This is a genomic window from Streptomyces iconiensis (assembly GCF_028657195.3).
GTDB lineage: Bacteria > Actinomycetota > Actinomycetes > Streptomycetales > Streptomycetaceae > Streptomyces > Streptomyces iconiensis.
In genome coordinates this window covers 26165-49793 of sequence record NZ_JANCPR020000009.1, presented here as the reverse complement: position 1 = coordinate 49793, position 23629 = coordinate 26165, and the positions used below count along the sequence as shown (strand labels likewise).

14 protein-coding genes and 1 pseudogene are annotated in these 23629 nt (G+C 70.7%); 4 read left to right on the top strand and 11 right to left on the bottom strand.

The annotated features are described in order from the left end of the window. Positions 1-101 precede the first annotated feature (101 nt). Positions 102-1733 carry an L-glutamate gamma-semialdehyde dehydrogenase gene (pruA, locus tag NMN56_RS11110; protein WP_274044157.1) on the bottom strand — a complete coding sequence of 544 codons (1632 nt, stop codon included), beginning with the start codon at positions 1731-1733 and terminating at the stop codon, positions 102-104. Positions 1734-1985: 252 nt separating this feature from the next. After that, entirely contained in the window at positions 1986-2912 is a 927-nt protein-coding gene (locus NMN56_RS11105; protein ID WP_274044158.1) for a proline dehydrogenase family protein, read from the bottom strand. Positions 2913-3147: 235 nt separating this feature from the next. Between NMN56_RS11105 and NMN56_RS11100 the strand changes: the two genes are divergently transcribed. After that, complete coding sequence (locus NMN56_RS11100) at positions 3148-4434, top strand: PucR family transcriptional regulator (RefSeq protein WP_274044159.1); 1287 nt, start codon at positions 3148-3150, stop codon at positions 4432-4434. A gap of 33 nt (positions 4435-4467) precedes the next feature. Here the strand turns inward: NMN56_RS11100 and NMN56_RS11095 are convergent, their stop codons facing one another. From NMN56_RS11095 to NMN56_RS11065, 7 genes are all read right to left on the bottom strand, one after another. Continuing rightward, complete coding sequence (locus tag NMN56_RS11095; protein WP_274044160.1) at positions 4468-5697, bottom strand: DUF1266 domain-containing protein; 1230 nt, start codon at positions 5695-5697, stop codon at positions 4468-4470. Positions 5698-5850: 153 nt separating this feature from the next. Beyond that, positions 5851-7440 (bottom strand): phosphoglycerate dehydrogenase, encoded by a 1590-nt coding sequence (gene serA / locus NMN56_RS11090; protein ID WP_274044161.1) that lies wholly within the window; start codon positions 7438-7440, stop codon positions 5851-5853. A gap of 422 nt (positions 7441-7862) precedes the next feature. Continuing rightward, the gene (ilvC, locus tag NMN56_RS11085; protein ID WP_274044163.1) at positions 7863-8861 is read right to left on the bottom strand and encodes a ketol-acid reductoisomerase; all 999 of its coding nucleotides are present in this window, start codon (positions 8859-8861) and stop codon (positions 7863-7865) included. Between the two features lie 85 nt (positions 8862-8946). After that, positions 8947-9471 carry an acetolactate synthase small subunit gene (gene ilvN / locus NMN56_RS11080; protein ID WP_274044164.1) on the bottom strand — a complete coding sequence of 175 codons (525 nt, stop codon included), beginning with the start codon at positions 9469-9471 and terminating at the stop codon, positions 8947-8949. A 30-nt stretch (positions 9472-9501) separates the two neighbouring features. Beyond that, entirely contained in the window at positions 9502-11370 is a 1869-nt protein-coding gene (locus NMN56_RS11075; protein WP_274044165.1) for an acetolactate synthase large subunit, read from the bottom strand. 245 nt (positions 11371-11615) lie between these two features. Then, entirely contained in the window at positions 11616-14816 is a 3201-nt protein-coding gene (locus tag NMN56_RS11070) for a putative bifunctional diguanylate cyclase/phosphodiesterase (RefSeq protein ID WP_274044166.1), read from the bottom strand. Positions 14817-15145: 329 nt separating this feature from the next. After that, on the bottom strand, positions 15146-16123 hold the full coding sequence (locus NMN56_RS11065) for a 2-hydroxyacid dehydrogenase (protein WP_274044167.1): 978 nt from the start codon (positions 16121-16123) through the stop codon (positions 15146-15148). Positions 16124-16241: 118 nt separating this feature from the next. On the opposite strand from NMN56_RS11065, the gene NMN56_RS11060 reads away from it, so the two are divergent. Continuing rightward, on the top strand, positions 16242-17237 hold the full coding sequence (locus tag NMN56_RS11060; protein WP_274044168.1) for an aldo/keto reductase: 996 nt from the start codon (positions 16242-16244) through the stop codon (positions 17235-17237). A 200-nt stretch (positions 17238-17437) separates the two neighbouring features. Here NMN56_RS11060 and dnaE read toward each other — a convergent pair whose 3' ends face one another. Together dnaE and NMN56_RS11050 are read right to left on the bottom strand one after the other, a co-directional pair. Next, positions 17438-20980, bottom strand: coding sequence for a DNA polymerase III subunit alpha (gene dnaE, locus NMN56_RS11055; RefSeq protein WP_274044169.1), 3543 nt, complete (start codon positions 20978-20980; stop codon positions 17438-17440). 106 nt (positions 20981-21086) lie between these two features. Continuing rightward, a complete protein-coding gene (locus NMN56_RS11050) occupies positions 21087-21905 on the bottom strand; it encodes a TetR/AcrR family transcriptional regulator (protein WP_274044170.1) in 819 nt (272 codons plus the stop codon). Between the two features lie 138 nt (positions 21906-22043). Here NMN56_RS11050 and NMN56_RS11045 point away from each other — a divergent pair, with 138 nt between their 5' ends. Together NMN56_RS11045 and NMN56_RS43235 are read left to right on the top strand one after the other, a co-directional pair. Further along, on the top strand, positions 22044-23231 hold the full coding sequence (locus NMN56_RS11045) for a PQQ-dependent sugar dehydrogenase (protein ID WP_274044171.1): 1188 nt from the start codon (positions 22044-22046) through the stop codon (positions 23229-23231). A 113-nt stretch (positions 23232-23344) separates the two neighbouring features. After that, positions 23345-23413 (top strand): annotated as a pseudogene (locus NMN56_RS43235) (DUF6191 domain-containing protein); the annotation flags it as partial. Positions 23414-23629: the final 216 nt, after the last annotated feature.

Genomic DNA, 23629 nt, shown 5'->3' with positions numbered 1-23629 from the left:
AGACGGGCCCGGCCCCTCCTCCTGGGGATCCTCCCCCGGCCGAAGGCCGGAGGAGGGCGGAGGAAGGGGCCGGGCCCTCATCGCACAGGGACCGCGGGGGGTCAGCCCATGTGCGGGTACCGGTAGTCGGTCGGCGCGACCTGGGTCTCCTTGATCGCGCGCGGCGAGGACCAGCGGATCAGGTTGAACTTCGAGCCGGCCTTGTCGTTCGTGCCGGAGGCACGCGCGCCGCCGAACGGCTGCTGGCCGACGATCGAGCCGGTGGGCCGGTCGTTCAGGTAGAAGTTGCCCGCGGCGAACCGCAGCTTCTCCGAAGCGGCGGCGAGCACCGCGCGGTCCCGCGCGAGGACGGCGCCGGTCAGCGCGTAGGCGGAGGCCGACTCCATCTGGTCCAGCATCGCGTCCCACTGCTCGTCCTCGTAGACGTGGACGGCGATGACCGGGCCGAAGTACTCGGTCTTGAAGACCTCGTCCTCCGGGTCGGAGCAGGCGATGACGGTCGGGCTGATGAAGTAGCCCACGCTGTCGTCGTAGCTGCCGCCCGCGACGATCTCGCAGGTCGGGTCGGCCTTGGCGCGGTCGATGGCGGCCTTGTTCTTGGCGAAGGCACGGTCGTCGATGACGGCGCCGAGGAAGTTCGACAGATCGGTGACATCGCCCATGGCCAGGCTCTCGACCTCGGCCGCCAGCTCGTCCTTGAAGCCGCTGTCCCAGATGGAGCGGGGGACGTAGGCGCGGGAGGCCGCCGAGCACTTCTGGCCCTGGTACTCGAAGGCGCCACGGGTGATGGCGGTCTTGAGGATCTTCGGGTCGGCCGAGGGGTGGGCGACGATGAAGTCCTTGCCGCCGGTCTCGCCGACGATACGGGGGTAGGACTTGTAGCCCGCGATGTTCTCGCCGACGGACTTCCACAGGTGCTGGAAGGTGGCGGTCGAGCCGGTGAAGTGGATGCCGGCCAGGTCCGGGTGCGGGATCGCGACCTCGGAGACCTCCTTGCCGTCGCCCGTCACCAGGTTGATGACGCCCTTGGGCATGCCCGCCTCCTCCAGCAGCTCCATGAGGAGGATGGCGGAGTGGGTCTGCGTCGGGGAGGGCTTCCAGATCACGACGTTGCCCATGAGCGCGGGGGCCGTGGGCAGGTTGCCGGCGATGGCGGTGAAGTTGAACGGCGTGACCGCGTAGACGAAGCCCTCCAGCGGGCGGTGGTCCATGCGGTTCCAGACGCCGTGCGGCTGCACCAGCGGCTGCTCGGTCATCAGCTCGCGGGCGAAGTGCACGTTGAAGCGCCAGAAGTCGACCAGCTCACAGGGCGCGTCGATCTCGGCCTGCTGCGCGGTCTTGGACTGGCCCAGCATGGTCGAGGCCGCGATGGTCTCGCGCCACGGGCCCGAGAGCAGCTCGGCGGCCTTGAGGATGATCGCCGCGCGGTCGTCGAAGGACAGCGCGCGCCAGGCCGGGGCGGCGGCGAGGGCCGCGTCGATGGCGTCCTGCGCGTCCTGGCGCGTGGCGTCGGCGTAGGTACCGAGGACGGCCTTGTGGTTGTGCGGCTGCACGACGTTGTGGCGCTCGCCGCCGCCCATGCGCTTGACGCCGTTGATCGTCATCGGCAGGTCGACGGGGTTCTCGGCCAGCTCCTTGAGCTTGGCCTCCAGGCGCGCGCGCTCGGGGCTGCCGGGCGCGTAGCTGTGCACCGGCTCGTTGTACGGGGCGGGGACCTGGGTCACAGCGTCCATGGCCGTGTCTCCTTCGATCAGTGGTGCGGGAGGGAAGTTGTGGGCAGGGGCGGTGCGGGCGCCTACGCCGGGCCGGCCACGCGTGGCGAGCCGACGCGGACTGTGCTCACCCGGGGGAACGTGGACCCCCGGCCGGAAGCGAGCATGACGGTCATCCTCTTCACCCCCTGGTGACAAGCGAACGCAAGCTGCACTCATCCAGGGGACAACCCCCGGACCCCCGGCCGGAAGGAAGCGTGAGGGTCATCCTTCTCACCCCCTGGTGACAAGCGAACGCAAGAAGAACGCCATGTTCGCCGGGCGCTCCGCGAGGCGGCGCATGAAGTAGCCGTACCAGTCGGTGCCGTACGGGATGTACACGCGCATCCTGTGGCCCTCGGCCACCAGCCGCTCGTGCTCACCCGTGCGGATGCCGTAGAGCATCTGGAACTCGTACTCGTCCTGCTTCCGACCGTAACGCCCGGCCAGTTCCTGTGCGATGGCCACCATCCGGGGGTCGTGCGAGCCGACCATCGGGTAGCCCTTGCCGGCCATCAGGATCTTCAGGCAGCGCACGTACGCCTTGTCGACCTCGTGCTTGTCCTGGTGGGCGACGTGGGCCGGCTCGTTGTAGGCGCCCTTCACCAGGCGGACGCGGGAGCCCTCACCGGCCAGCGTGTGACAGTCCTCCTCGGTCCTGAACAGGTAGGACTGGAGCACGGCGCCCGTGCCGGGGAAGCGGCGCCGCAGGTCGGCCAGGATCGCGAGGGTGGAGTCGACCGTGGTGTGGTCCTCCATGTCCAGGGTGACCGTCGTTCCGGCAGCGGTCGCCGCCTCGACGACGGGCAGCACGTTGTCGTACGCCACATCGTGCCCGCCCGGCAGCGCCTGGCCGAAGGCCGAGAGCTTGACCGACATCTCGGCGTGCTCGGCCAGTCCGGAGGACGCGAGGGCGTCGGTGAGCGCCAGATAGGCGTCTCGGTTGCGGACCGCCTCCGACCTGTCGGTGATGTCCTCACCAAGGTGGTCGATGGTGACCTCCATGCCCCGGTCGGCCAGCGACCGTACGGCCCGGAGGCAGTGGTCGAGCTGCTCGCCCGCCACGAAACGGTCCACCATCGGGCGGGTGACCGGCGCGGCCGAGACGAGGCGGCGGATGCTGTCGCTGCGCGCGGCGGCGAGAAGCACGGGTCCCAGCACGGGGCACCTCCACATTGTTCTTGTACGCGGCTCAACCGCACGGGAGCGCGAGAGCCTCCCCCGAACTCTTCGAGCAGGGGTACTCCCAGAACGTAAGGATCGCGGCGCCGCGCTGCCATCGACAGCTGTCACGCGTCCGTGCCCTGCATCTCAGACAGATGTATGACAATGGGTGCGCGGGCCCCGCACGGCGGGCCACGTGGCAGCACCACAGCACAGGAGAGAGCCGGATTCCATGCGCGAGGACTATCAGGCGCTGATCGACGAGGTCTCGCAGCTCCTCGGCACCCCGGCGACGCTGGAGGGGCGCGACTTCGCGCTGATCGCCTTCGGCGCGCACGAGGGCACGGACTCCGGAGGTGCCGACGGCGTGGTCGACCTGCCGCTGGACTCGGTACGCACCCGTACGATCCTGCAGCGCCGCTCGACCCCGGCCGTGCGGGCCTTCTTCGAGAGCTTCGGCATCGCCAGGGCCACCGGGCCCGTCCGCGTCCCTCCCGACCCGGCGGCGGGCGTGGTCAACGGCCGTATCTGTCTGCCCGTACGGGACCGGGGCGTCGTCTACGGCTACATCTGGCTGCTGGACGACGGCGCGATCGGCCTCGACGACCCCCGGCTCGCCGCCGCGATGGCGGTCGCCGACCGTACGGGCGCGCTGCTGGCAGCGCAGACCCGCGCCGAGGCCCGCACCGGAGAGCTGCTGAGCGCCGTGCTCGACGAGCGGGGCGGCGCCGAACACGACGAGGCGGTCGCGGGGTTGCGCGGCGCGCTGGGCGCCGCGGCCTCGGGCCCGCTGGCCCTGGTCGCCGTGCTGCCCTGGCCCGGTGGAGAGGACGGAGGGGCCACAGAAAACGCCGTAAACGCAGGGCCCGCGGGAAAGGCAGGAACCGCGGAAAGCACAGCGAACGCGGCGGGGCGCGTGCCCGCCGGCCTCCCCCGGCTCGCGGCGCAGTGCGTACAGGACGGAGCGCTCGCGGCCCTCGTACGGCTGCGCGGTCCGCACGGCCTGGAACCCGCGCGTACAGCGGCCGAACGCCTGCTGCGCTCACCGGCCACGGCGGCGCCTGACCCGCGTACGCCCACGGCGGGGCTGAGCGCGCCGCGCACCGGGGTGGCCGAACTGGCGCCCGCCTGGCGTGAGGCCCTGGCCGCCGCGCGTGCGGCGCGGGCCGCTTCGGTGCCCGGCGCCGTCGCCGAGTGGGACGCGATCGGGCCCTACCGGATGCTGGCCAGGCTCCCCGGCACCGACGAGGCCGCCCCCGACCCCGTCGTGCGCGAACTGCTGCGTCCGGCACACCGCGAACTCGCCCGTACCGCCGAGGTGTTCCTCGACTGTGCGGGGCAGGCGGGGCGCGCTGCTGCGGCGCTCGGCATCCACCGCCAGACGCTCTACTACCGGCTCTCGCGCGTCGAACGCCTCACCACGCTCGACCTCGACGAGGGCGAGGACCGGCTGCTTCTCCACATGGCGCTCAAAACGGCGCGGCTGCGGGCCCCGACGGGCGAGGCGACCCTCGCCTGAGCGGGCACCCGCCGTCCGGCCGGCGCGCCGGCGTCAGCCCGGTCCCTCGGTGAGGGTGAAGGAGAGGGTGCGCCAGGGGCTCTCGGGGTCGCTGGTGAGGATGCGGTGCGGGGTGAGGGCCGAGGTGTACCAGTCGCCGAAGGACTCCTGGTCGAAGCGGAGTGCGCGGCCCAGCACATAGCCTGCCGACAGCTCGGCCCAGGAGGTGTAGGTGGCGCGGCACAGTTCGCCCGCGCGCAGCACGGCTTCCTCGGCCTGGGGCGTGGTGGCGTAGCGCGCGCCTCTCCCCCAGCGGGCGAGGTTGACGGCGCGGCCGTAGTCGTAGGCGAGGGCCGAGCGGACCCTGCCGCTCGGGGGAAGGAGCCCGTCGGCGCGGAAGCGGGCCTCGTAGCGCAGTATCTGGCCCGTGACGGCGGTGACCACGGCCATCGCCGCCTCGTACTCCTCCTCGCCCGGGGTGTCGTCGGCCGCGTCCAGAAGGCTCTGTACGGCGGTCTCGCGCCACTGACCCGCCGTGACGGGCTTCCCGTAGCGCTCCTCCACCACCTCGCGGACGGCGAGGACGAACTCGGGCTGGGGCGGGCTGTTGCGCCCCTCCAGCAGCGCTGTCAGCTCCCGCCGCCAGCTCTCGTGGTCGGTGACGTCCCACAGGTCACGCAGCAGCTCGACCTCGGTGGGGTGATCGACGTACACATCGCCCACATCGTTCCAGAACACCGCGTTGGCGACGGCGAGATGGGCGCCGCAGGCCAGGCCGTGCGCGAGCGGGCCCTCCAGTACGCCGGTGCGGCGGGTGAGCAGCACGTTCTCCTCGCGGCGCGGCGCCGATACGCCGCGGGCACGGGCGAGCGTGCGCCAGCGGCGTGCCAGGCTCCGCCGGCCGGGGAAGAACGCCTCGGTGGGGGTGCCGGGGTTCACCAGGAGGCCGGTGTAGGCGGAGTCGGAGAGCTTCCAGCGCTTCCACAGCCGCTCGGGCCTGTCCAGGCGCACCGCGACCAACTGCTCGCGCGGCTCGCGCAGCAGCGCGCCGCGCGTATAGACGTGGACGCACCAGCCGCCGTCACGGTCACGGCGCAGCCGGGGCTGCGCCGTGTGCTTGTCCAGGTCCTTTTTGAAGACGTAGAGAAAGACCTCGGCGCCGGTCAGCACGCTGAGGTAACCGTCCCAGTCCGCACGGGACTTGGCCTCCGCGAGCGCGCGTTCGACCTCGGTGGGCGCGATCCAGTCGCACTCCACGCCCCTCTGCTCCCTGCGTGTCCCCATGGGGAGCAGACCCTACCGATCACGTCCGAACACGCATACGGCGGAGGGCCGGAAGGAACGCTCCCTTCCGGCCCTCTCCCCGCCGTATCCGTCACTGGCGGCTGGACGCTGTGCCCCGCGACCGACCGAACTGTGACGCGCGACCGGACGCTGTCACTCGCTGAGGTTCACGCCCTGTGCCCGGGTCGCGCCGATCTCACCGGCGATCTCGGCGAGGACGGGGGCGCCGATCGTGCCGTCGACGGTGAGCGCGACCAGCGCCTCGCCGCCCTCCTCGGCGCGGGAGACCTGCATGCCCGCGATGTTGATGCCCGCCTCGCCGAGGATCCGGCCCACGGTGCCGACGACGCCGGGACGGTCGCTGTAGCGCAGGAAGGCCATGTGGTCGGCGAGCGCGAGGTCGACGCCGTGGCCGTTGATGGCGACGATCTTCTGGAGATGCTTGGGGCCCGCCAGGGTGCCGGAGGCCGAGATCTCCTCGCCGTTGGCGAGGGTGCCGCGCACGGTGACGACGTTGCGGTGCTCGGCCGACTCGCTGGAGGTGGTCAGCCTGACCTCGACGCCGCGCTCCTGCGCGAACAGCGGCGCGTTGACGTAACTGACCGTCTCGGCCACGACGTCCTCGAACACGCCCTTGAGCGCGGAGAGTTCCAGCACCTTCACGTCGTGCTGCGTGATCTCGCCGTACACCTCGACGTCGAGCCGCATCGCGACCTCGCCCGCGAGCGCGGTGAAGACCCGGCCCAGCTTCTCGGCCAGCGGCAGTGCCGGGCGTACATCCTCGGCGATGACCCCGCCCTGGACGTTCACCGCGTCGGGAACCAGCTCGCCCGCGAGCGCGAGCCGTACGGACTTGGCGACGGCGATGCCCGCCTTCTCCTGCGCCTCGCCGGTCGAGGCGCCCAGGTGCGGGGTGGCGACGACCTGGTCGAAGGCGAAGAGCGGCGAGTCGGTGCACGGCTCGGAGGCGTAGACGTCCAGCCCCGCGCCCGCGACCCTGCCCTCCTTGACGGCGGCGGCCAGCGCCTCCTCGTCGACGATCCCGCCGCGTGCGGCGTTCACGATCCGCACCTCCGGCTTGACCTTGCGCAGCGCCTCGTCACCGATGAGGCCCAGCGTCTCCGGGGTCTTGGGGAGGTGGACGGTGATGAAGTCCGAAGCCTCCAGCAGCTCGTCCAGCGAGAGCAGCTTGACGCCCATCTGCGCGGCGCGCGCCGGCTGCACGAACGGGTCGTAGGCGACGACCTTCATGCCGAACGCCGACATGCGCTGCGCGACGAGCACGCCGATGCGGCCGAGGCCGACGACGCCGAGCGTCTTCTCGCTCAGCTCGACACCGGTGTACTTGCTGCGCTTCCACTCGCCGTTCTTCAGCGCGGCGTTGGCCTGCGGGATGTTGCGGGCCGAGGCGATGAGGAGGCCGCAGGCCAGCTCGGCGGCGGTCACGATGTTCGAGGTGGGCGCGTTGACGACCATGACGCCCGCCTTGGTGGCGGCGGGAACGTCGACGTTGTCGAGCCCGACACCGGCGCGCGCGACCACCTTGAGCTTCTTCGCCGCAGCGATGGCCTCGGCGTCGATCTTGGTCGCTGACCGGACGAGTACGGCGTCCACGTCGGCGAGCGCGGGGAGCAGTTCAGCCCTGTCAGCGCCGTTGCACTGCCGGATCTCGAAATCCGGACCGAGTGCGTCGACAGTGGCGGGCGACAGCTCTTCGGCGATGAGAACTACGGGCTTGCTCACGTGGGCTCCAGTCCTGACGATCGTCCCCGCGCCACGGCGGCGGGGCAGGTGGCGGCGACGGGGCAGGTGGCGGCCCGTCGGCCTGCCACCGTGAAGGGCGCGGAGGGTCATCCCCGCAGGGCGCAGGGCAGACACACGACGCTGTGAGCCTGATTGCTACGCAGTCTAGCCGCGGGGGGAAGAGGGCACGGGGCGATCTCGGGGATCGTCCCGTCCCGCGGGCATGGTCACTCCACCGGACAGCGCGGTCACTCACCGGACAGGGAGCGCCTCCCGGCTTGAGGGCGGGACGGGGCACGCCGGAGTCCGGCGGATGCCGCGCCACCGCACCACCGCACCCCGGCAGCGACGGGCGGCACCCTGGAGGTGCCTGTTCCCGCCGCTGCCGGGGTGCGGGCCGGTGACCCCGCGGTCCGTGGGGGTTACTTGTCCTCGTCGACCCAGCTCATGAGGCCGCGGAGCTTCTTGCCCGTGGTCTCCAGGAGGTGGTCCTGGTCGGCCTTCTTGTACTCGTTGTACTTGGGCAGACCGGCGTTGTACTCGGCCATCCAGTTGTTGGCGAAGCTGCCGTCCTGGATCTCGCCGAGCAGCTTCTTCATCTCGGCCTTGGTCTGGTCGTTGACCACGCGCGGGCCCGAGGTGTAGTCGCCCCACTCGGCGGTCTCGGAGATCGACCAGCGCATCTTCTCCAGGCCGCCCTCGTACATGAGGTCCACGATGAGCTTCAGCTCGTGGAGGCACTCGAAGTAGGCGATCTCCGGCTGGTAACCGGCCTCCACGAGGGTCTCGAAGCCCGCCTTGACGAGCGCCGAGGTGCCGCCGCAGAGCACGGCCTGCTCGCCGAAGAGGTCGGTCTCGGTCTCCTCGGTGAAGGTGGTCTTGATCACACCGGCGCGGGTGCCGCCGATGCCCTTGGCGTACGAGAGCGCGAGCGCGAAGGCGCTGCCGCTCGCGTCCTGTTCGACGGCCGCGATGCACGGAACGCCGCGGCCCTCCTCGTACTGGCGGCGGACGAGGTGGCCCGGGCCCTTGGGGGCGACCATGCACACGTCGACCGAGGACGGGGGCTTGATGAAGTCGTAGCGGATGTTCAGGCCGTGACCGAAGAACAGCGCGTCGCCGTCCTTCAGGTTCGGGGCGATGGACTCCTCGTAGACCTTGGCCTGGACCGGGTCGGGAACCAGCACCATGATCACGGTGGCTTCCTTGACCGCCTCCGCCGGCGTGGTCACACGCAGGCCCTGCTCCTCGGCCTTCGCGCGGGACTTGGAGCCCTCGTGCAGGCCGACCCGGACGTCGACGCCCGAGTCACGCAGCGACAGCGCGTGGGCGTGGCCCTGGCTGCCGTAACCGAGAACCGCGACCTTGCGGCCCTGGATGATGGACAGGTCGGCGTCGTCGTCATAGAACAGCTCGGCCACTGGGGAATTCTCCTTGTGCTGATGAATGGTGAGGCCCAACCTATGCCGGGCCGGTCGTGCGGTACTGCCTGTGCTGTGCGTGGGGTCACGCGGAGCGCTCAAGCGCGCGGAGACTCCGGTCGGTGATGGAGCGCGCGCCACGTCCTACGGCGATCGTTCCGGACTGCACCAGTTCCTTGATGCCGTACGGCTCCAGCATCTTCAGCATCGCCTCCAGCTTGTCGCTGCCGCCCGTGGCCTCGATGGTGACGGCCTCCGGCGAGACATCGACGGTCTTGGCGCGGAAGAGCTGGACGATCTCCACGATCTGGGAGCGGGTGCCGTTGTCGGCGCGGACCTTCACGAGGACGAGTTCGCGCTGGACGGCTGAGCCCGGCTCCAGTTCAACGATCTTGAGGACGTTGACCAGCTTGTTGAGCTGCTTGGTGACCTGCTCCAGGGGCAGGTCCTCGACGTTCACCACGATGGTGATGCGCGAGATGTCGGGGTGCTCGGTCACGCCTACGGCGAGCGAGTCGATGTTGAAGCCGCGGCGGGAGAAGAGCGAGGCGATCCTGGCGAGGATGCCGGGCGTGTTCTCCACCAGGACGGAGAGCGTGTGCTTGGACATGTGTCTGTCTTCCGTTCCGTTCCGTGGCCGTCAGTCGTCGCTGTCGCCGAAGTCGGGGCGGACGCCGCGCGCCGCCATGACCTCGTCGTTGGAGGTTCCTGCCGCGACCATGGGCCAGACCATGGCGTCCTCGTGGACGATGAAGTCCACGACGACCGGCCGGTCGTTGATGGAGTTGGCCTTCTCGATCACCGCGTCGAGCTGGGCGGGGTCCTCGCAGCGGATGCCGACGCAGCCCATCGCCTCGGCGAGCTTGACGAAGTCGGGGACGCGGGTGCCCTTGTTGGGCTCGCCCTCCTCGGCGTTGTGCAGCACGGTGTTCGAGTAGCGCTGGTTGTAGAACAGCGTCTGCCACTGGCGGACCATGCCGAGGGCGCCGTTGTTGATGATGCCGACCTTGATCGGGGCGCCGTTGAGCGCCGCTGTGACCAGTTCCTGGTTGGTCATCTGGAAGCAGCCGTCACCGTCGATGGCCCACACCGTACGGTCGGGCTCGCCGATCTGGGCGCCGAGCGCGGCGGGCACCGCGTAGCCCATGGTGCCGAGGCCGCCGGAGTTGAGCCAGGTCGCGGGCTTCTCGTAGTCGATGAAGTGCGCGGCCCACATCTGGTGCTGGCCGACGCCTGCCGCGAAGATCGTGCCCTCGGGCGCCAGCTGGCCGATCCGCTGGATCACCTGCTGGGGCGCGAGCGAGCCGTCCTCCGGGATGTCGTAGCCCAGCGGATACGCCTCGCGCCAGCGGTTGAGCAGCGCCCACCAGTCCGCGTACCTGTCGGTGCCCGTCGTCATGCGCGCCTCGGGCGTCTCCCCCTGGAGTGCGACCACCAGGTCGGCGAGGACCTCGCGCGCGTCCCCGACGATCGGGACGTCGGCCACGCGGTTCTTGCCGATCTCGGCGGGGTCGATGTCGGCATGCACGATCTTGGCGTACGGCGCGAAGGAGTCGAGCTTGCCCGTGACGCGGTCGTCGAAGCGGGCGCCGAGGGCGATGATCAGGTCCGCCTTCTGGAGCGCGGTGACGGCGGCGACGGTGCCGTGCATACCGGGCATGCCCAGGTGCTGCGGGTGGCTGTCGGGGAAGGCGCCGATGCCCATCAGCGTGGTGGTGACGGGTGCGCCGGTCAGCTCGGCGAGCACCTTCAGCTCTGCGGTGGCGCCGGCCTTGAGGACACCGCCCCCGACATAGAGGACCGGACGGCTTGCCTCTGCGAGCAGCTTGGCCGCCTCGCGGATCTGCTTGCCGTGCGGCTTGGTGACCGGGCGGTACCCGGGCAGGTCGGTGGCGGGCGGCCACTGGAAGGTGGTCTGGCCCTGGAGCGCGTCCTTGGCGATGTCGACGACGACGGGTCCCGGGCGTCCCGTGGAGGCGATGTGGAACGCCTCGGCGATCGTCCTGGGGATGTCGTCGGCTCTTCTGACGAGGAAGTTGTGCTTGGTGACGGGCATCGAGATGCCGCAGATGTCGGCTTCCTGGAACCCGTCCGTGCCGATGAGCGCGCTCGCGACCTGTCCGGTGATCGCGACCAGCGGAACGGAGTCCATGTGCGCGTCGGCGAGGGGTGTGACCAGGTTGGTGGCGCCGGGGCCCGAAGTGGCCATGCAGACCCCGACCTTGCCGGTGGCCTGCGCGTAACCGGTGGCCGCGTGACCCGCGCCCTGCTCGTGGCGGACCAGGACGTGACGGACGCGTGAGGAGTCCATCATCGGGTCGTAGGCGGGCAGGATCGCCCCGCCGGGAAGGCCGAATACGGTGTCGGCGCCGACTTCCTCAAGAGCACGGATGAGGGACTGGGCGCCCGTGATGCGGGCGGCAGCTTGCGCCGGAACGGAGGTCTGCTGCTGTCCGCCGTTTCGGGCCCGCGGCTGCGGCTTGGGGGCCCCGGTGGCCTGCTCGGTCATCGGCTTTATCTCTTCTCGAAGAGTGAGGGTTGACGCTCGTTCTGTGCGGGTTCGTACCGAAATTTCCGGTACGTGCTCAGGTGCTGATGCAACAAAAAACCCCCCGTGCCGTGAGGCAAGCGAGGGGAGCGCGCCGCTGATTGGTCGCGGGATTCGTGTGGGAACCCCGGTCAGCCGACGCGCTTTCCAAGTACGAGAATTCGGGTGCGCATGGTCTTGACCCTCTCCCCGTCAAGCCCCGGGTGTCAAGTGGGTGGGACGGGCGTCTCAGCATTTGAGCGCAGGGCCGAGTGCGTCACAGGAGAGTGCGTGGCCACGGGATCAGGTCCCGCCACTCCCCCCTGACGTACGGGCAGCGCGCCCGCGACCGCGACGGCGCGGCTGCCCGGGTGCTCCTCGCCGTGCCCGGCGGCCCGGCCGCCGGTACGGGGCGCCGTCTCAGGTACGGCGTAGACCCCGCGTGCCAGCGCCCGGCGCAGCCTGTGCTCGTCCAGCGGTCCTGAGAAGACGGCGCCCTGCCCGTGCGTACAGCCCATCTCGCGCAGCAGCGTGGCCTGTTCGGGCAGATCCACGCCCTCGGCGACGGTGGTGAGGCCCAGGTCGCCCGCGATCCGCAGCAGACCGGCGGTGATCTTCCGCTGCCGCGAGGACTCCACGATGCCGTCGGTCAGCCCTCGGTCGAGACGCAGTATGTCCACGGGCAGCCTGCGCAGCGCGGAGATCGACGCTCCCCCAGCCGCTCCGCTGCCGAAGCCGTCCAGCGAGATGAGCACGCCCAGGCGGCGCAGCGCGGTCAGCCTCCGCTCCAGTTCGTCCAGCGGGATACGCGGGTCGCTGTCGGACAGCTCCAGGATCAGCGCGCCCGGGGCGCCGGGCAGCCCCGCCGAACCCGCCGGTGCGCCCAGCGCCGCCGCGCCCGTCGGCCCGGGTGCAGCCGCCAGACCGTGCCGGGCCAGGAGGGCGCCGACGTTGCGTGGCTCCATCCCGGGCTCGGTGAGCCGGCGTGCGGGGATGCGGACGGTCACCGGAGCCCCGTATCCGGCGCGCTGGCGGGTGGCGGCCTGCTGTACGGCCTCCTCCAGGAGCCAGCGGCTCACCTCGGCCGCGCGCTCACCGCTGGCACCCCGCGCCTCGCGGGCCGAGGCGCCCTCGGTGCGCAGGAACTCGGCGGGGGTGAAGAGGATGCCCTGTGCCGAGCGCCAGCGCGCCTCGGCGGCGACGGCCGTCACCTTGCCGCTGGCCAGCTCGACGATCGGCTGGTGCAGCAGCGCGAACTCGCCGTCGTGCAGGGCGCTGCGCAGGCGGGCGGCCAGTTCGGCGCGCTTGACGACCTCGGCCTGCATCTGGGGCGCGTACAGCTCGACGCGTGCCTTGCCCGCCTGCTTGGCGCGGTACATCGCCAGGTCGGCGTTGCGCATCAGCGCGCTCGGCGTGATCCCGGGCTCGGCGAACGCGATCCCGATGGAGGCCGCGACCCTGACCTCGGTGCTCTCGACGCGGTACGGGTCGGAGAGTGTGAGCCTGAGCCGGTCGGCGATGTCGTGTATACGCAGCTCGCGTTCGGCGTCGGGGGCTGCTCCCGGCTCGCCGTCGCCGCGGATGAGCACGGCGAACTCGTCACCGCCGAGCCGGGCAGCCGTGTCGCCCGCCCGTACGGACTCGCGCAGCCTGCGGGCCGCGTGCACGAGCAGTTCGTCGCCCGCCTGGTGTCCGACGGTGTCGTTGACGGCCTTGAAGCCGTCCAGGTCGATGAAGAGCACAGCGGTGCCGCCGTCGCCGCCGCGCCGCCCGCCGATGGCCTGACGGACGCGCTCGGTGAACAGGGCCCTGTTGGGCAGGTCGGTGAGCGCGTCGTGCGAGGCGTTGTGCTGCAACTGCGCCTGGAGCCTGACCCGTTCGGTGACATCCCGGCTGTTGAAGATGAGGCCGCCCTGGTAGCGGTTCACCGTCGATTCGACGTTCAGCCAGTGCCCGTCGCCGTGCCGGAAGCGGCACTCGATCCTCGTACAGGACTCCTGCTCGGAGGAGGTGGCCAGGAAGCGGCGCAGTTCGTGCAGCACCTGGCCGAGGTCCTCGGGGTGCACGAGGGAGGCGAGTTCGGAGCCGACGAGCTTGTCGGCCTCCCTGCCGTAGACCCCCGCTGCCGCCGGGGAGACGTAGCGCAGCACCCCGGTGGAGGCGGCGATCATGATGACGTCGCTGGATCCCTGGACGAGGGAGCGGAAGTGGTTCTCCTTCTGGGCCAGTTCCTGGGTGAGCGTGATGTTGTCCAGCAGCATGATGCCCTGCCGGACGACGAGCGCCAGCACGACCGTGCAGCCCGTGAAGAGCACGACGCGGTCCAGCTCACGGCCGTCCAGGGAGTTGTAGAGGATGCCCAGCGTGCACACGGCAGCCGCGAGATACGGCGTGAGCGCGGCCAGCGAACCGGTGATGGGGCGGCTGGGAGGGGTGGCACGCGCCTCGGCCTCCCTGACCTTCGCCAGGTTGAGCCGCGGCCCGGGGGCAGGCGGCGCGGGCGCGGGGCCGCGCCTGCCCACCCATGGCGCGTACGCGAGCAGCAGGGAAGCGGCGAACCAGCCCGCGTCCAGCAACTGCCCCGAGGTGTACCGCTCGCGCAGCATCGGCGAGGTGAACAGCGCGTCGCACAGCACCGTCAGCGCGAGGGCGCCGATGGCGGTGTTGATGGCGCTGCGGTGCACGGAGGTGCGCCGGAAGTGGAGTGCCAGCACCATGCTGACGAGCACGATGTCCAGCAGCGGATAGGCGAGGTTGAGCGCGGCCCTGGCCACGGAGTCGCCCTGCCAGTAAGCCGTGTGGGCCAGCGCGAGGGACCAGGAGAGGGTGAGCAGCGAGCCGCCGATCAGCCAGGCGTCGAGGCTGAGGCAGACCCAGCCGGCGCGGGTGACCGGACGTTTGGCGAGCACCAGCAGGCCGACGATGGCCGGAGGCGCGAAGAGCAGGAAACAGAAGTCGGCGAGCGAGGGCTGCGGCACGAACTGCCCCAGCACCAGCTCGTACCAGCCCCATACGCCGTTGCCGACCGCCGCCATCAGCGAGGAGATCCCGAAGAGCACCCACGCGGGGCGGCTGGCGTCGCAGGGCGAGCCGCCGTGTGGCCTGTGGGTGGGGAGCGTGCGCGCGTACCACAGGCAGGAGACGGCGGCGAGGAGCGCGGCAGCGCTCAGTCCGAAGTCCCCCATCAGCAGGGCCACGGTCTCCGAGCCCCAGCCGACGAGCGCGCCCACGGCGTAGGCCGCGCAGACGGCCGCGAGTACGAGCTGTGGCAGCACGCCGCTCCGTGCGCCGCTGTCGGAACCCCTTCCGTGCGGCTCCGGCTTCCCGTGCGGCTCCGGCTTCCCGTGCGGGACGGTGCGCCTGGCGCGCGAGGCGGTTGCGGTGGGCCAGTACCGGCCCCGCCGGGGGGCCGCTTCGTGAGTACTCATCGCGCCACCCGTACGGCCGGGGGCTTCTTCGCGTACTTGTGCTGCTTTCCGCAGTGCTCCACCGCTGAACGCGGGGGCCGCGCACGGCCGGTGGGGTGTGGTAGCGGCCAATCCGTATGCCGCGCCCGACAGTTCGTCCGTTGATCGCGCATTCGCCCGTCGCCCCCCTCGTGTCCGGGTTTCGCCCCCCGTCGGGACGATACACCAGGTTCGTCACTCAGGGACATAGTCCCAATACAGACGGTAACGACAAGAGGGCCCTTCAGTACAGGGTGCAGTCGTACGCCTCCGTAGAGTGGCTTCTGACGGCCTCCGAGGGTTTACGGCGGCTACGCCACGGCCACCGTGTTCTCCAGCTCCTCACCGGCCGCCCAGCGCCTCAACTGCTCGCTGAGCAGTCTTCCGGCACGGGGGTAGAACGCGGAGGTGACGCCTCCCACGTGCGGGGTGATCAGCACGCCGGGCACTCTCCACAGCGGATGATCTTCCGGCAGGGGCTCGGGATCCGTGACATCGAGCGCCGCACGCAGCCGCCCCGGAGCGCCGTCCTCCGCACCGGGCTCCGAGGCGGGTGTGCCGACTTCGGCGAGCAGCGCCTTGGTGTCGACCACTCCCCCTCGCGCGACGTTGACCAGCAGCGCTCCGTCCTTCATACGGGAGAGGAAGTCAGGTCCGGCCAGCCCTCTGGTGCGCTCGTTGAGGGGCGTCGCGAGGATCACCACATCGGCGGGCCCGAGGAGTTGACCGAGATCGTCCAGCGCGTGTACAGGGCCCCTCGGAGCGGTTCTCGCGGTACGGGCCACGCGGTGCACGGCGGCGACTTCGAAGGGCAGCAGCCGCTCCTCGATCGCGGCGCCTATCGCCCCGTAGCCGACGATCAGCACCGTCTTGTCCGCGAGCGCGGGACACAGCTCGGGCAGCCACGCTCCGCGATCCTGCGCACGGACGGATTCCGGGAGGTGACGCAGGGAGGCGAGGGTGAGCGCGAGGGCGAGTTCGGCGGTGCTCGCGTCGTGCACACCACGGGCGTTGCACACCCGGGTCCCGGTGGGGAGGCGCGGGATGGCGGACATGAGATGGTCGACTCCTGCCGTCAGGGTCTGCACCACTCTCAAGCCCGTCATCAGGGGGAGCGGCCGTACGGCGACCGTCGGACCCTGGTAATAGGGAACGACGTAGAAGGCACAGTCGGCAGGGTCCGCCGGAAACTCCTCCGCACCGTTCCAATAGTGGTACGTCAGAGAGTCCGGGAGACCCTCGACGGAGTGGGGTGGAAGCGAGAGCCAGATCTCTGTCGCGGGAGCCATGGGGAAAGATTAGTGCGCACGTAGGGCGATCAGGAGTGGCCCCTGTGATCAGAGGGTGCGCGTGTGACGCCAGAGGCAACCGCTAGTTCGGGGGCCGTTCAGGAGGGAGCTCGTCCAGGTGGAGCGCAGGACTATCGGTGCGGCAGCCCTGGAAGTGGGCGCTGTCGGGCTGGGGTGCATGCCCATGAGCTGGGCGTACTCCACCTCGGAACAGCGCGGCGAGGGCTCGCTGCAAGCCGTGCACACCGCGCTCGACACGGGGATGTCGCTGCTGGACACGGCCGACATGTACGGGCCTTTCACCAACGAGCTGCTGATCGGGCGGGTGTTGAGGAAGCGGCGCTCCGACGCCTTCGTCTCCACCAAGTGCGGGCTGCTCGCCGGCGAACAGCACCTCGTCGCCAACGGCCGTCCCAGCTACGTGAAGCGGGCCTGCGACGCCTCGCTGCGGCGGCTCCAGACCGATGTCATCGACCTCTATCAGCTCCACCGCGCCGACCCCGAGGTGCCCGTGGAAGAGACGTGGGGCGCCATGGCGGACCTGGTGGCAGCGGGGAAGGTGCGCGCGCTGGGGTTCTGCGCTGTCGGCGCACGTGCCGACCGGCGCGCTGGCACGCGGATGCACGACGCGACCATACGGCAGCTCGAACGCGTCCAGCAGGTGTTCCCCGTCAGCGGAGTGCAGGCCGAACTGTCCGTCTGGTCACGCGAGCCGCTGGAGAGGTTGCTGCCCTGGTGCGAGGCGCGCGGCATCGGCTTCCTGGCCGCGATGCCCCTCGGCAACGGCTACCTCACCGGCGCGCTCACCACCGGCGGCGGATTCGAGCCCGACGACGTGCGTGCGCGGCACCCCCGCTTCACCGCCGAGATGATGGCAGCGAACCAGCCGATCGTCGCCGGGCTGCGCCGCGTGGCCCGGCGGCACGGTGACGCGACGCCCGCCCAGGTCGCACTGGCCTGGCTGCTGGCGCAGGGCCGCCATGTGATTCCGGTGCCGGGGACGAAGAAGGAGCGGTGGGTACGCGAGAACGCCGCCGCGCCCGATCTGGTGCTCACGGCCGAGGACCTGGTGGAGATCGGCGCCCTACCAGGCGCGGTCGGCTCCTGGGAGTAATCCCACACTCCTGCGTGCCCCGCATAGGGGTGCTGCGCTTGCCAGCCCTGCGCCTCGGCGCAGACCTCCCCAGCACAGCAGCACGCAGAAGAGGGAGCGCCCCCGTCAGGGGCGCGGGGAACTGCGCGAACGGCCACGACGGGCCCGCAGCCCGCGACGCACAACAAGGGGCACCCCGGTCTCGGGGCGGGAGGACCCCGTCAGACCAGCAGCGCGACGGCGGCCTTGACGTCGGCCCAGAACCCGGCACCGGGCGTCACCCGGGGGCCCAGCCGGTACACGGTGGTCTTCTCCGCACCCCGAACCCGCAAGTGCACCTCGCTGCCCCCCGGATGGGCCACCAGCACCTCACGCAACGCACGCACAGCGCGCAGCGTCACCGCTCCCTCGTGCATGTCGAGGCGTACAGGTGCCGAGGTGCCCAGTGAGGTGAGGTCGGGGACGCGGAGTTCGCGGGCCACGAGGCGCGGGGCGTCCTCACGGCGGTCGAGCCGGCCGCGGACGAACACGATGGCGTCCTCGGCCAGTTGCGCCGAGACCAGTTCGTACGTCGCGGGAAAGAACAGGCAGTCGAGCGTGCCCGCCAGGTCCTCGACGGTGGCGATGGCCCACGGGTTGCCCTGTTTGGTGACCTTGCGTTGGAGGCCCGAGACGATGCCGCCGACCGTGAGGTCGGCGCCGTCGGGGAACTCCCCCTGCGCGAGCTGCGAGAGCGCGGCGTCGGTACGGTCGGCCAGCACATGTTCCAGGCCGAAGAGCGGATGGTCGGAGACGTACAGACCGAGCATCTCGCGCTCCTGGGCCAGCAGGTACCGCTTGTCCCACTCGTGGTCGTCGAAGACGGCGTCCAGGCCGAAAGGGGGCGCGGGCACGCTCTCGTCGGCCGCGGTGCCGGCCGCGCCGCCGGTGCCGAAGAGGTCGAACTGGCCCTCGGCCTCCTTCCGCTTGACGGCGACCACGCTGTCGACCATCGGCTCGAAGCGCTCGGTGAGGCCCTTCCGTGTGTGGCCCATGGCGTCGAAGGCGCCGGCCTTGATCAGCGACTCGACGGTGCGCTTGTGGCAGCCGGCGGCCTCCACCTTGTCGAGGTAGTCGGGGAAGGAGCCGTAGCGCCCGCGGGAGCGGCGGCAGCGGGTGATGGCCTCGACGGCGCCCGAACCGACGTTGCGTACGGCGGTGAGGCCGAAGCGGATACGGGTGTCGCCGTGCGGCGTGAACGTCGCGTCGGACTCGTTCACGTCGGGCGGGAGCACCTGAATGCCCATCCGGCGGCACTCGTTGAGGTACAGCGCCATCTTGTCCTTGTCGTCGCCCACGGAGGTGAGGACGCCGGACATGTACTCGGCCGGGTGGTTGGCCTTCAGGTAGGCGGTCCAGTACGACACCAGCGCGTAGGCCGCCGCGTGTGCCTTGTTGAAGGCGTAGCCGGCGAACGGCACCAGCACGTCCCAGACGGCCGTGACCGCCTCGTCGGAGTAGCCGTTGTCCCGCATGCCCTTCTGGAAGTTCACGAACTCCTTGTCGAGAACCTCCTTCTTCTTCTTGCCCATCGCGCGGCGCAGCAGGTCGGCCTGGCCCAGGGTGTAGTCGGCGAGGACCTGGGCCGCCTTCTGGACCTGTTCCTGGTAGACGACGAGGCCGTAGGTGAGGCCGAGTACGTCCTTGAGCGGCTCCTCCAGCTCCGGGTGGATCGGGGTGATCTCCTGCTGGCCGTTCTTGCGCAGGGCGTAGTTGATGTGGGAGTTCATCCCCATGGGGCCGGGGCGGTAGAGCGCGGTGACGGCGGTGATGTCCTCGAAGTGGTCGGGCCTCATCAGGCGGAAGAGGGAGCGCATGGCATTGCCGTCGAACTGGAAGACGCCGAGGGTGTCGCCCCGCCCCAGCAGCTCGAACGTCTTGGCGTCGTCCAGCGGCAGCGAGAGCAGGTCGAGCGTGACGCCCTTGTTCCGCTGGATGAGCTTGACCGCGTCGTCCATGATCGTGAGGTTGCGCAGCCCCAGGAAGTCCATCTTCAGCAGGCCCAGCGACTCACAACTGGGGTAGTCCCACTGGGTGATGGTGACCCCGTCGCTGTGCCGGACCCATACGGGCACGTGATCCGTGATCGTCTCGCTGGACATGATCACCCCGGCCGCGTGCACCCCCATCTGTCTGACCAGACCCTCGACGCCCTTCGCGGTGTCGATGACCTTGCGTACGTCCGGCTCGCCCTCGTACATCGCCCGCACCTCGCCCGCCTCGGCGTAGCGGGGGTCGGCGGGGTCGGTGATGCCGGACAGCGCGATGCCCTTGCCGCCCGCGTCCGCCGGCATGGCCTTGGTGATCCGGTCGCCCATCGCGTACGGGTAGCCGAGGACACGGGAGGCGTCCTTGATGGCGTTCTTGGCCTTGATGGTGCCGTAGGTGCCAATCATGGCGACCTTGTCGGAGCCGTACTTCTCGGTGACGTAGCGGATGACCTCGCCGCGTCTGCGCTCGTCGAAGTCGATGTCCACGTCCGGCATGGAGACGCGTTCCGGGTTGAGGAACCGCTCGAAGATCAGCCCGTGCACGACCGGGTCGAGGTCGGTGATGCCCATCGCGTACGACACGATCGAGCCCGCCGCAGAACCACGCCCCGGACCCACCGCGATGCCGTTGTCCTTGGCCCAGTTGATGAAGTCGGCGACCACGAGGAAGTAGCCGGGGAACCCCATCTGGACGATGACGTCCATCTCGTACTCGGCCTGCCGCCTGTGCTGTTCGCTGACACCGCCGGGGTAGCGGCGGGCGAGGCCCCTTTCGACCTCCTCGCGGAACCAGGTGATCTCGGTGTGGCCCTCGGGGACGCCGAAGCGGGGCATCAGGTCGCGCTTGGTGAACCAGCCGGTGGTGTCGACCTGTTCGGCGACGAGCCGCGTATTGGCGCACCCCTCCTGCCACGCCTGGGAGGAGTCGAGCGCGTACATCTCCTCGGTGGACTTGAGGTGGTAGCCGCTGCCGCCGAAGCGGAAGCGGTCGGGGTCGGCGAGGTTCTTGCCGGTCTGTACGCACAGCAGCGCGTCGTGCGCGCTCGCCTCGTGCGCGTACGTGTAGTGCGAGTCGTTGGTGACCAGCGGTGGGATGCCCAGTTTGCGGCCGATCTCCAGCAGTCCGTCGCGTACCCGGCGTTCGATCTCGATGCCGTGGTCCATCAGTTCCAGGAAGTAACGGCCCCTGCCGAAGATGTCGTGGTAGTCGGAGGCCGCCTTCAGCGCCTCGTCGAACTGGCCGAGCCGCAGCCGCGTCTGCACCTCGCCCGAGGGGCACCCGGTGGAGGCGATCAGCCCTTGGGACCACCGGGCGATGCTCTCCCTGTCCATCCGCGGCCACTTGCGCAGCCAGCCCTCGGCGTACGCGTCGGAGGAGAGCCGGAAGAGGTTGTGCAGCCCGGTCGCGTCCGCTGCCCAGAGGGTCTTGTGGGTGTAGCTGCCGGAACCGGACACGTCGTCGCGCTTCTGGTGCGGCTGCCCCCAGCGCACGGGACGCCGGTCGCGGCGCGAGTCGGGTGCCACGTATGCCTCGATACCGATGACGGGCGTGATCCCGGCGTCCTGGGCCCGGTGGAAGAAGTCGTAGGCGCCGTGCAGGTTGCCGTGGTCGGTCATGGCGAGGTGTGTCATGCCCAGCTCGCCACAGGCACGGAACAGGTCACCGAGCCGCGCGGCACCGTCCAGCAGCGAGTACTGGGTGTGGACGTGCAGGTGGGTGAAGGGGTCTGGCACTCCCGCTCCCCTGGTCGGTGTCGGGCGTCGGTCGGTCGTCGGGCGGGCAGGCGTGCCGGTGAGCGGTCAGGCGGCCCGGCGAGCGGTCAGGTGGGCAGGCGAGCGGTCAGGTGGGCAGGCGGTCAGGTGCCGGCCGGAGGGCGGGTGTCCCGCTCGTGTCCCGCTCGGCTTCGAGGCTGCGGGCGACGACACGCAGGCCGTGAGCCAACTCGGCAGCGCTGGGCGCGCGTTCGGGATCGACCAGCCACTGCTGGGTGAGCCCCGCGACCAGCGCCATGTGGACGGAGCCGACGGCACGGGCCGTTGCGGCCTCGCTGATTCCGGTTTCGCTGCCTCCGCCGGCCCCGGTCGCGCCAGGGTCCTCGGCCTCGCCAGAGCCCTCGGCATTGCCGGTGGCCTCGTTCGCGTCGGTGGCCTCGGCCGCTTCGGGGCCGGGGGTCGCTTCAGGTCCGGGAGCCTCTTCAGGCCCAGGGGTCGCTTCAGGCCCGGCGGGGCCGGTGCCGTGCAGGAGTGCCGCCATCTCGGGGCGTGCCCGCTCGAACTCGTCGGCGATCTGGCGGCGCACCTCTTCGGAGTGCTCCGCCTGCGCGAACGCCTCGAAGGTGGCGACCAGCATCGGCCTGTCGGTGCGTACCGAGTCGAGCACCCCCGACCACATGCGCTCCAGGCGCTCGGTGACGCCGCCCCCGTCAGCGGGTTCGGACGCGGGTCCTGACCCGCCCTGGGCGTGCATCCGGTCGCCCCACTCGCGGATGGACTCCATCAGGGCGGCGTTGAGAAGGGCCTCCTTGGACCCGTAGTGGTAGTTGATCGTGCCCAGCGGTGCGCCCGCCTCCGTCGCCAGATGGCGGGAGGTCGTCCGTGCGTAGCCGCGCTTCTCCAGGCAGCGGCGGGCCGCAGCCATCAGCTCTTCGCGATGTCCCATGCGGACACCGTACCGCAGGTTTGAACGCTCGTTCAGGACGTACGTTCAGAACGTACGTCCATACCGGTGACCTCCCCTTCGCCCCGCGCGGTGTGGTCCCCTGGGTCCGACCGCTGCCGCGAGCGAGGAGGAGTCGGCGTGCGACGTACGACGGGTGTGAACGTGGGGCTGGGGCTCGCCCTCACCGTCCTGCTGACGGCGGGCTGTTCGGGCGGGGACGGCGACGGAGGCGGGAAGTCGCCCCGGCCCACGGGTCTCGGCAGCAGCCCCGGAAAGACCCCGGACGAGGACACGTCGGCCACGGCAGCCCCGGCCAAAGGCTCGGTCGAGGTCGTCAAGACCGTGGCGACGGGCCTCAAGTCGCCCTGGGGGCTGGCCCCGCTGCCCGGCGGTGACCTGCTGATCGCCTCGCGCGACACCGGCAAGATCGTCCGGGTCGACGGCAAGAGCGGCAAGAAGACCGAGGCGGGCACCGTGCCCGGCGTCGCCCCGGGCGGCGAGGGCGGACTGCTGGGGCTCGCGCTGGCGCCCGGCAGCGACAACATGCTCTACGCGTACTTCACCACCGAGTCGGACAACCGCATCGTGCGCATGGTCTACGACGGCGACAAGGACGCGGGTGAACAGCTCGGGGCGCCCGACACGGTACTCAAGGGCATCCCGAAAGGCACGGTCCACAACGGCGGCCGTATCGCCTTCGGCCCCGACAAGATGCTGTACGCGGGCACGGGCGAGTCGGGCGAGGGCGGGCTGTCCCAGGACAAGGACTCGCTCGGCGGCAAGATCCTGCGGATGACGCCCGACGGCGACCCGCCCGGCCAGGGCAACCCGGAGCCGGACTCCGTCGTGTACTCCTACGGCCACCGCAATGTGCAGGGGCTGGACTGGGACGACGACAAGCGCCTGTGGGCCTCCGAGTTCGGCCAGGACACCTGGGACGAGCTGAACCTCGTCGAACCCGGCAAGAACTACGGCTGGCCGGACGCCGAGGGCGCGGACAAGGGAGCGGGCGGCAAGGGATTCACCGACCCCGTCGCCCAGTGGAAGACAGCCGAAGCCTCGCCCAGCGGGCTCGCCTTCGCCAAGGGCTCCGTGTGGATGGCGGGGCTGCGCGGGGAGCGACTGTGGCGGATCCCGCTCAAGGGGGCGGAACAAGCGGCGAAGCCCCAGGCGTTCCTGGAGGGGAAGTACGGGCGTCTCCGTACGGTCGTCGCCGACCACGGCACCAGTGGCGGCGACGGACTCTGGCTGGTCACGAGCGAGACGGACGGTCGTGGATCACCGGAGAAGGGGGACGACCGCGTCCTTCGACTCAAGGTGCGCTGAGGTGACCGTATGTTCAACCTGATCCAGGAGCTGTTCTCACCGAGCCGGCGCCACGAGGACGACGAGCGCAGACGGCTGGAGCACACCGCGTCGACGAGGCCAGCAGCGACCCCGGCGAGGGGCCGATCGACCTCGCCTCGGGACACGTACTCATCCGCCCGCCCGAGCAGCGCAAGGGCTGACAGCGGCAAGAGCCAGCAGTGCGAGGGCCGGCAGTGCGAGAGCCGGCGGCGCGAGGGCCGGCAGCGCGAGGGCCGGCGGCGGCAGGGCCGAAATGGCAAGGCCGGCAGCGGCAGGACCGGCAGCGGCGCCCCGGGCCGCACGCGGCCCCTGCCGCCCGTGGCCGACCGGTCTGGGTGCCCCGGCCGACGGGCCTGCTGCTCGACGGCGCCCGGCCG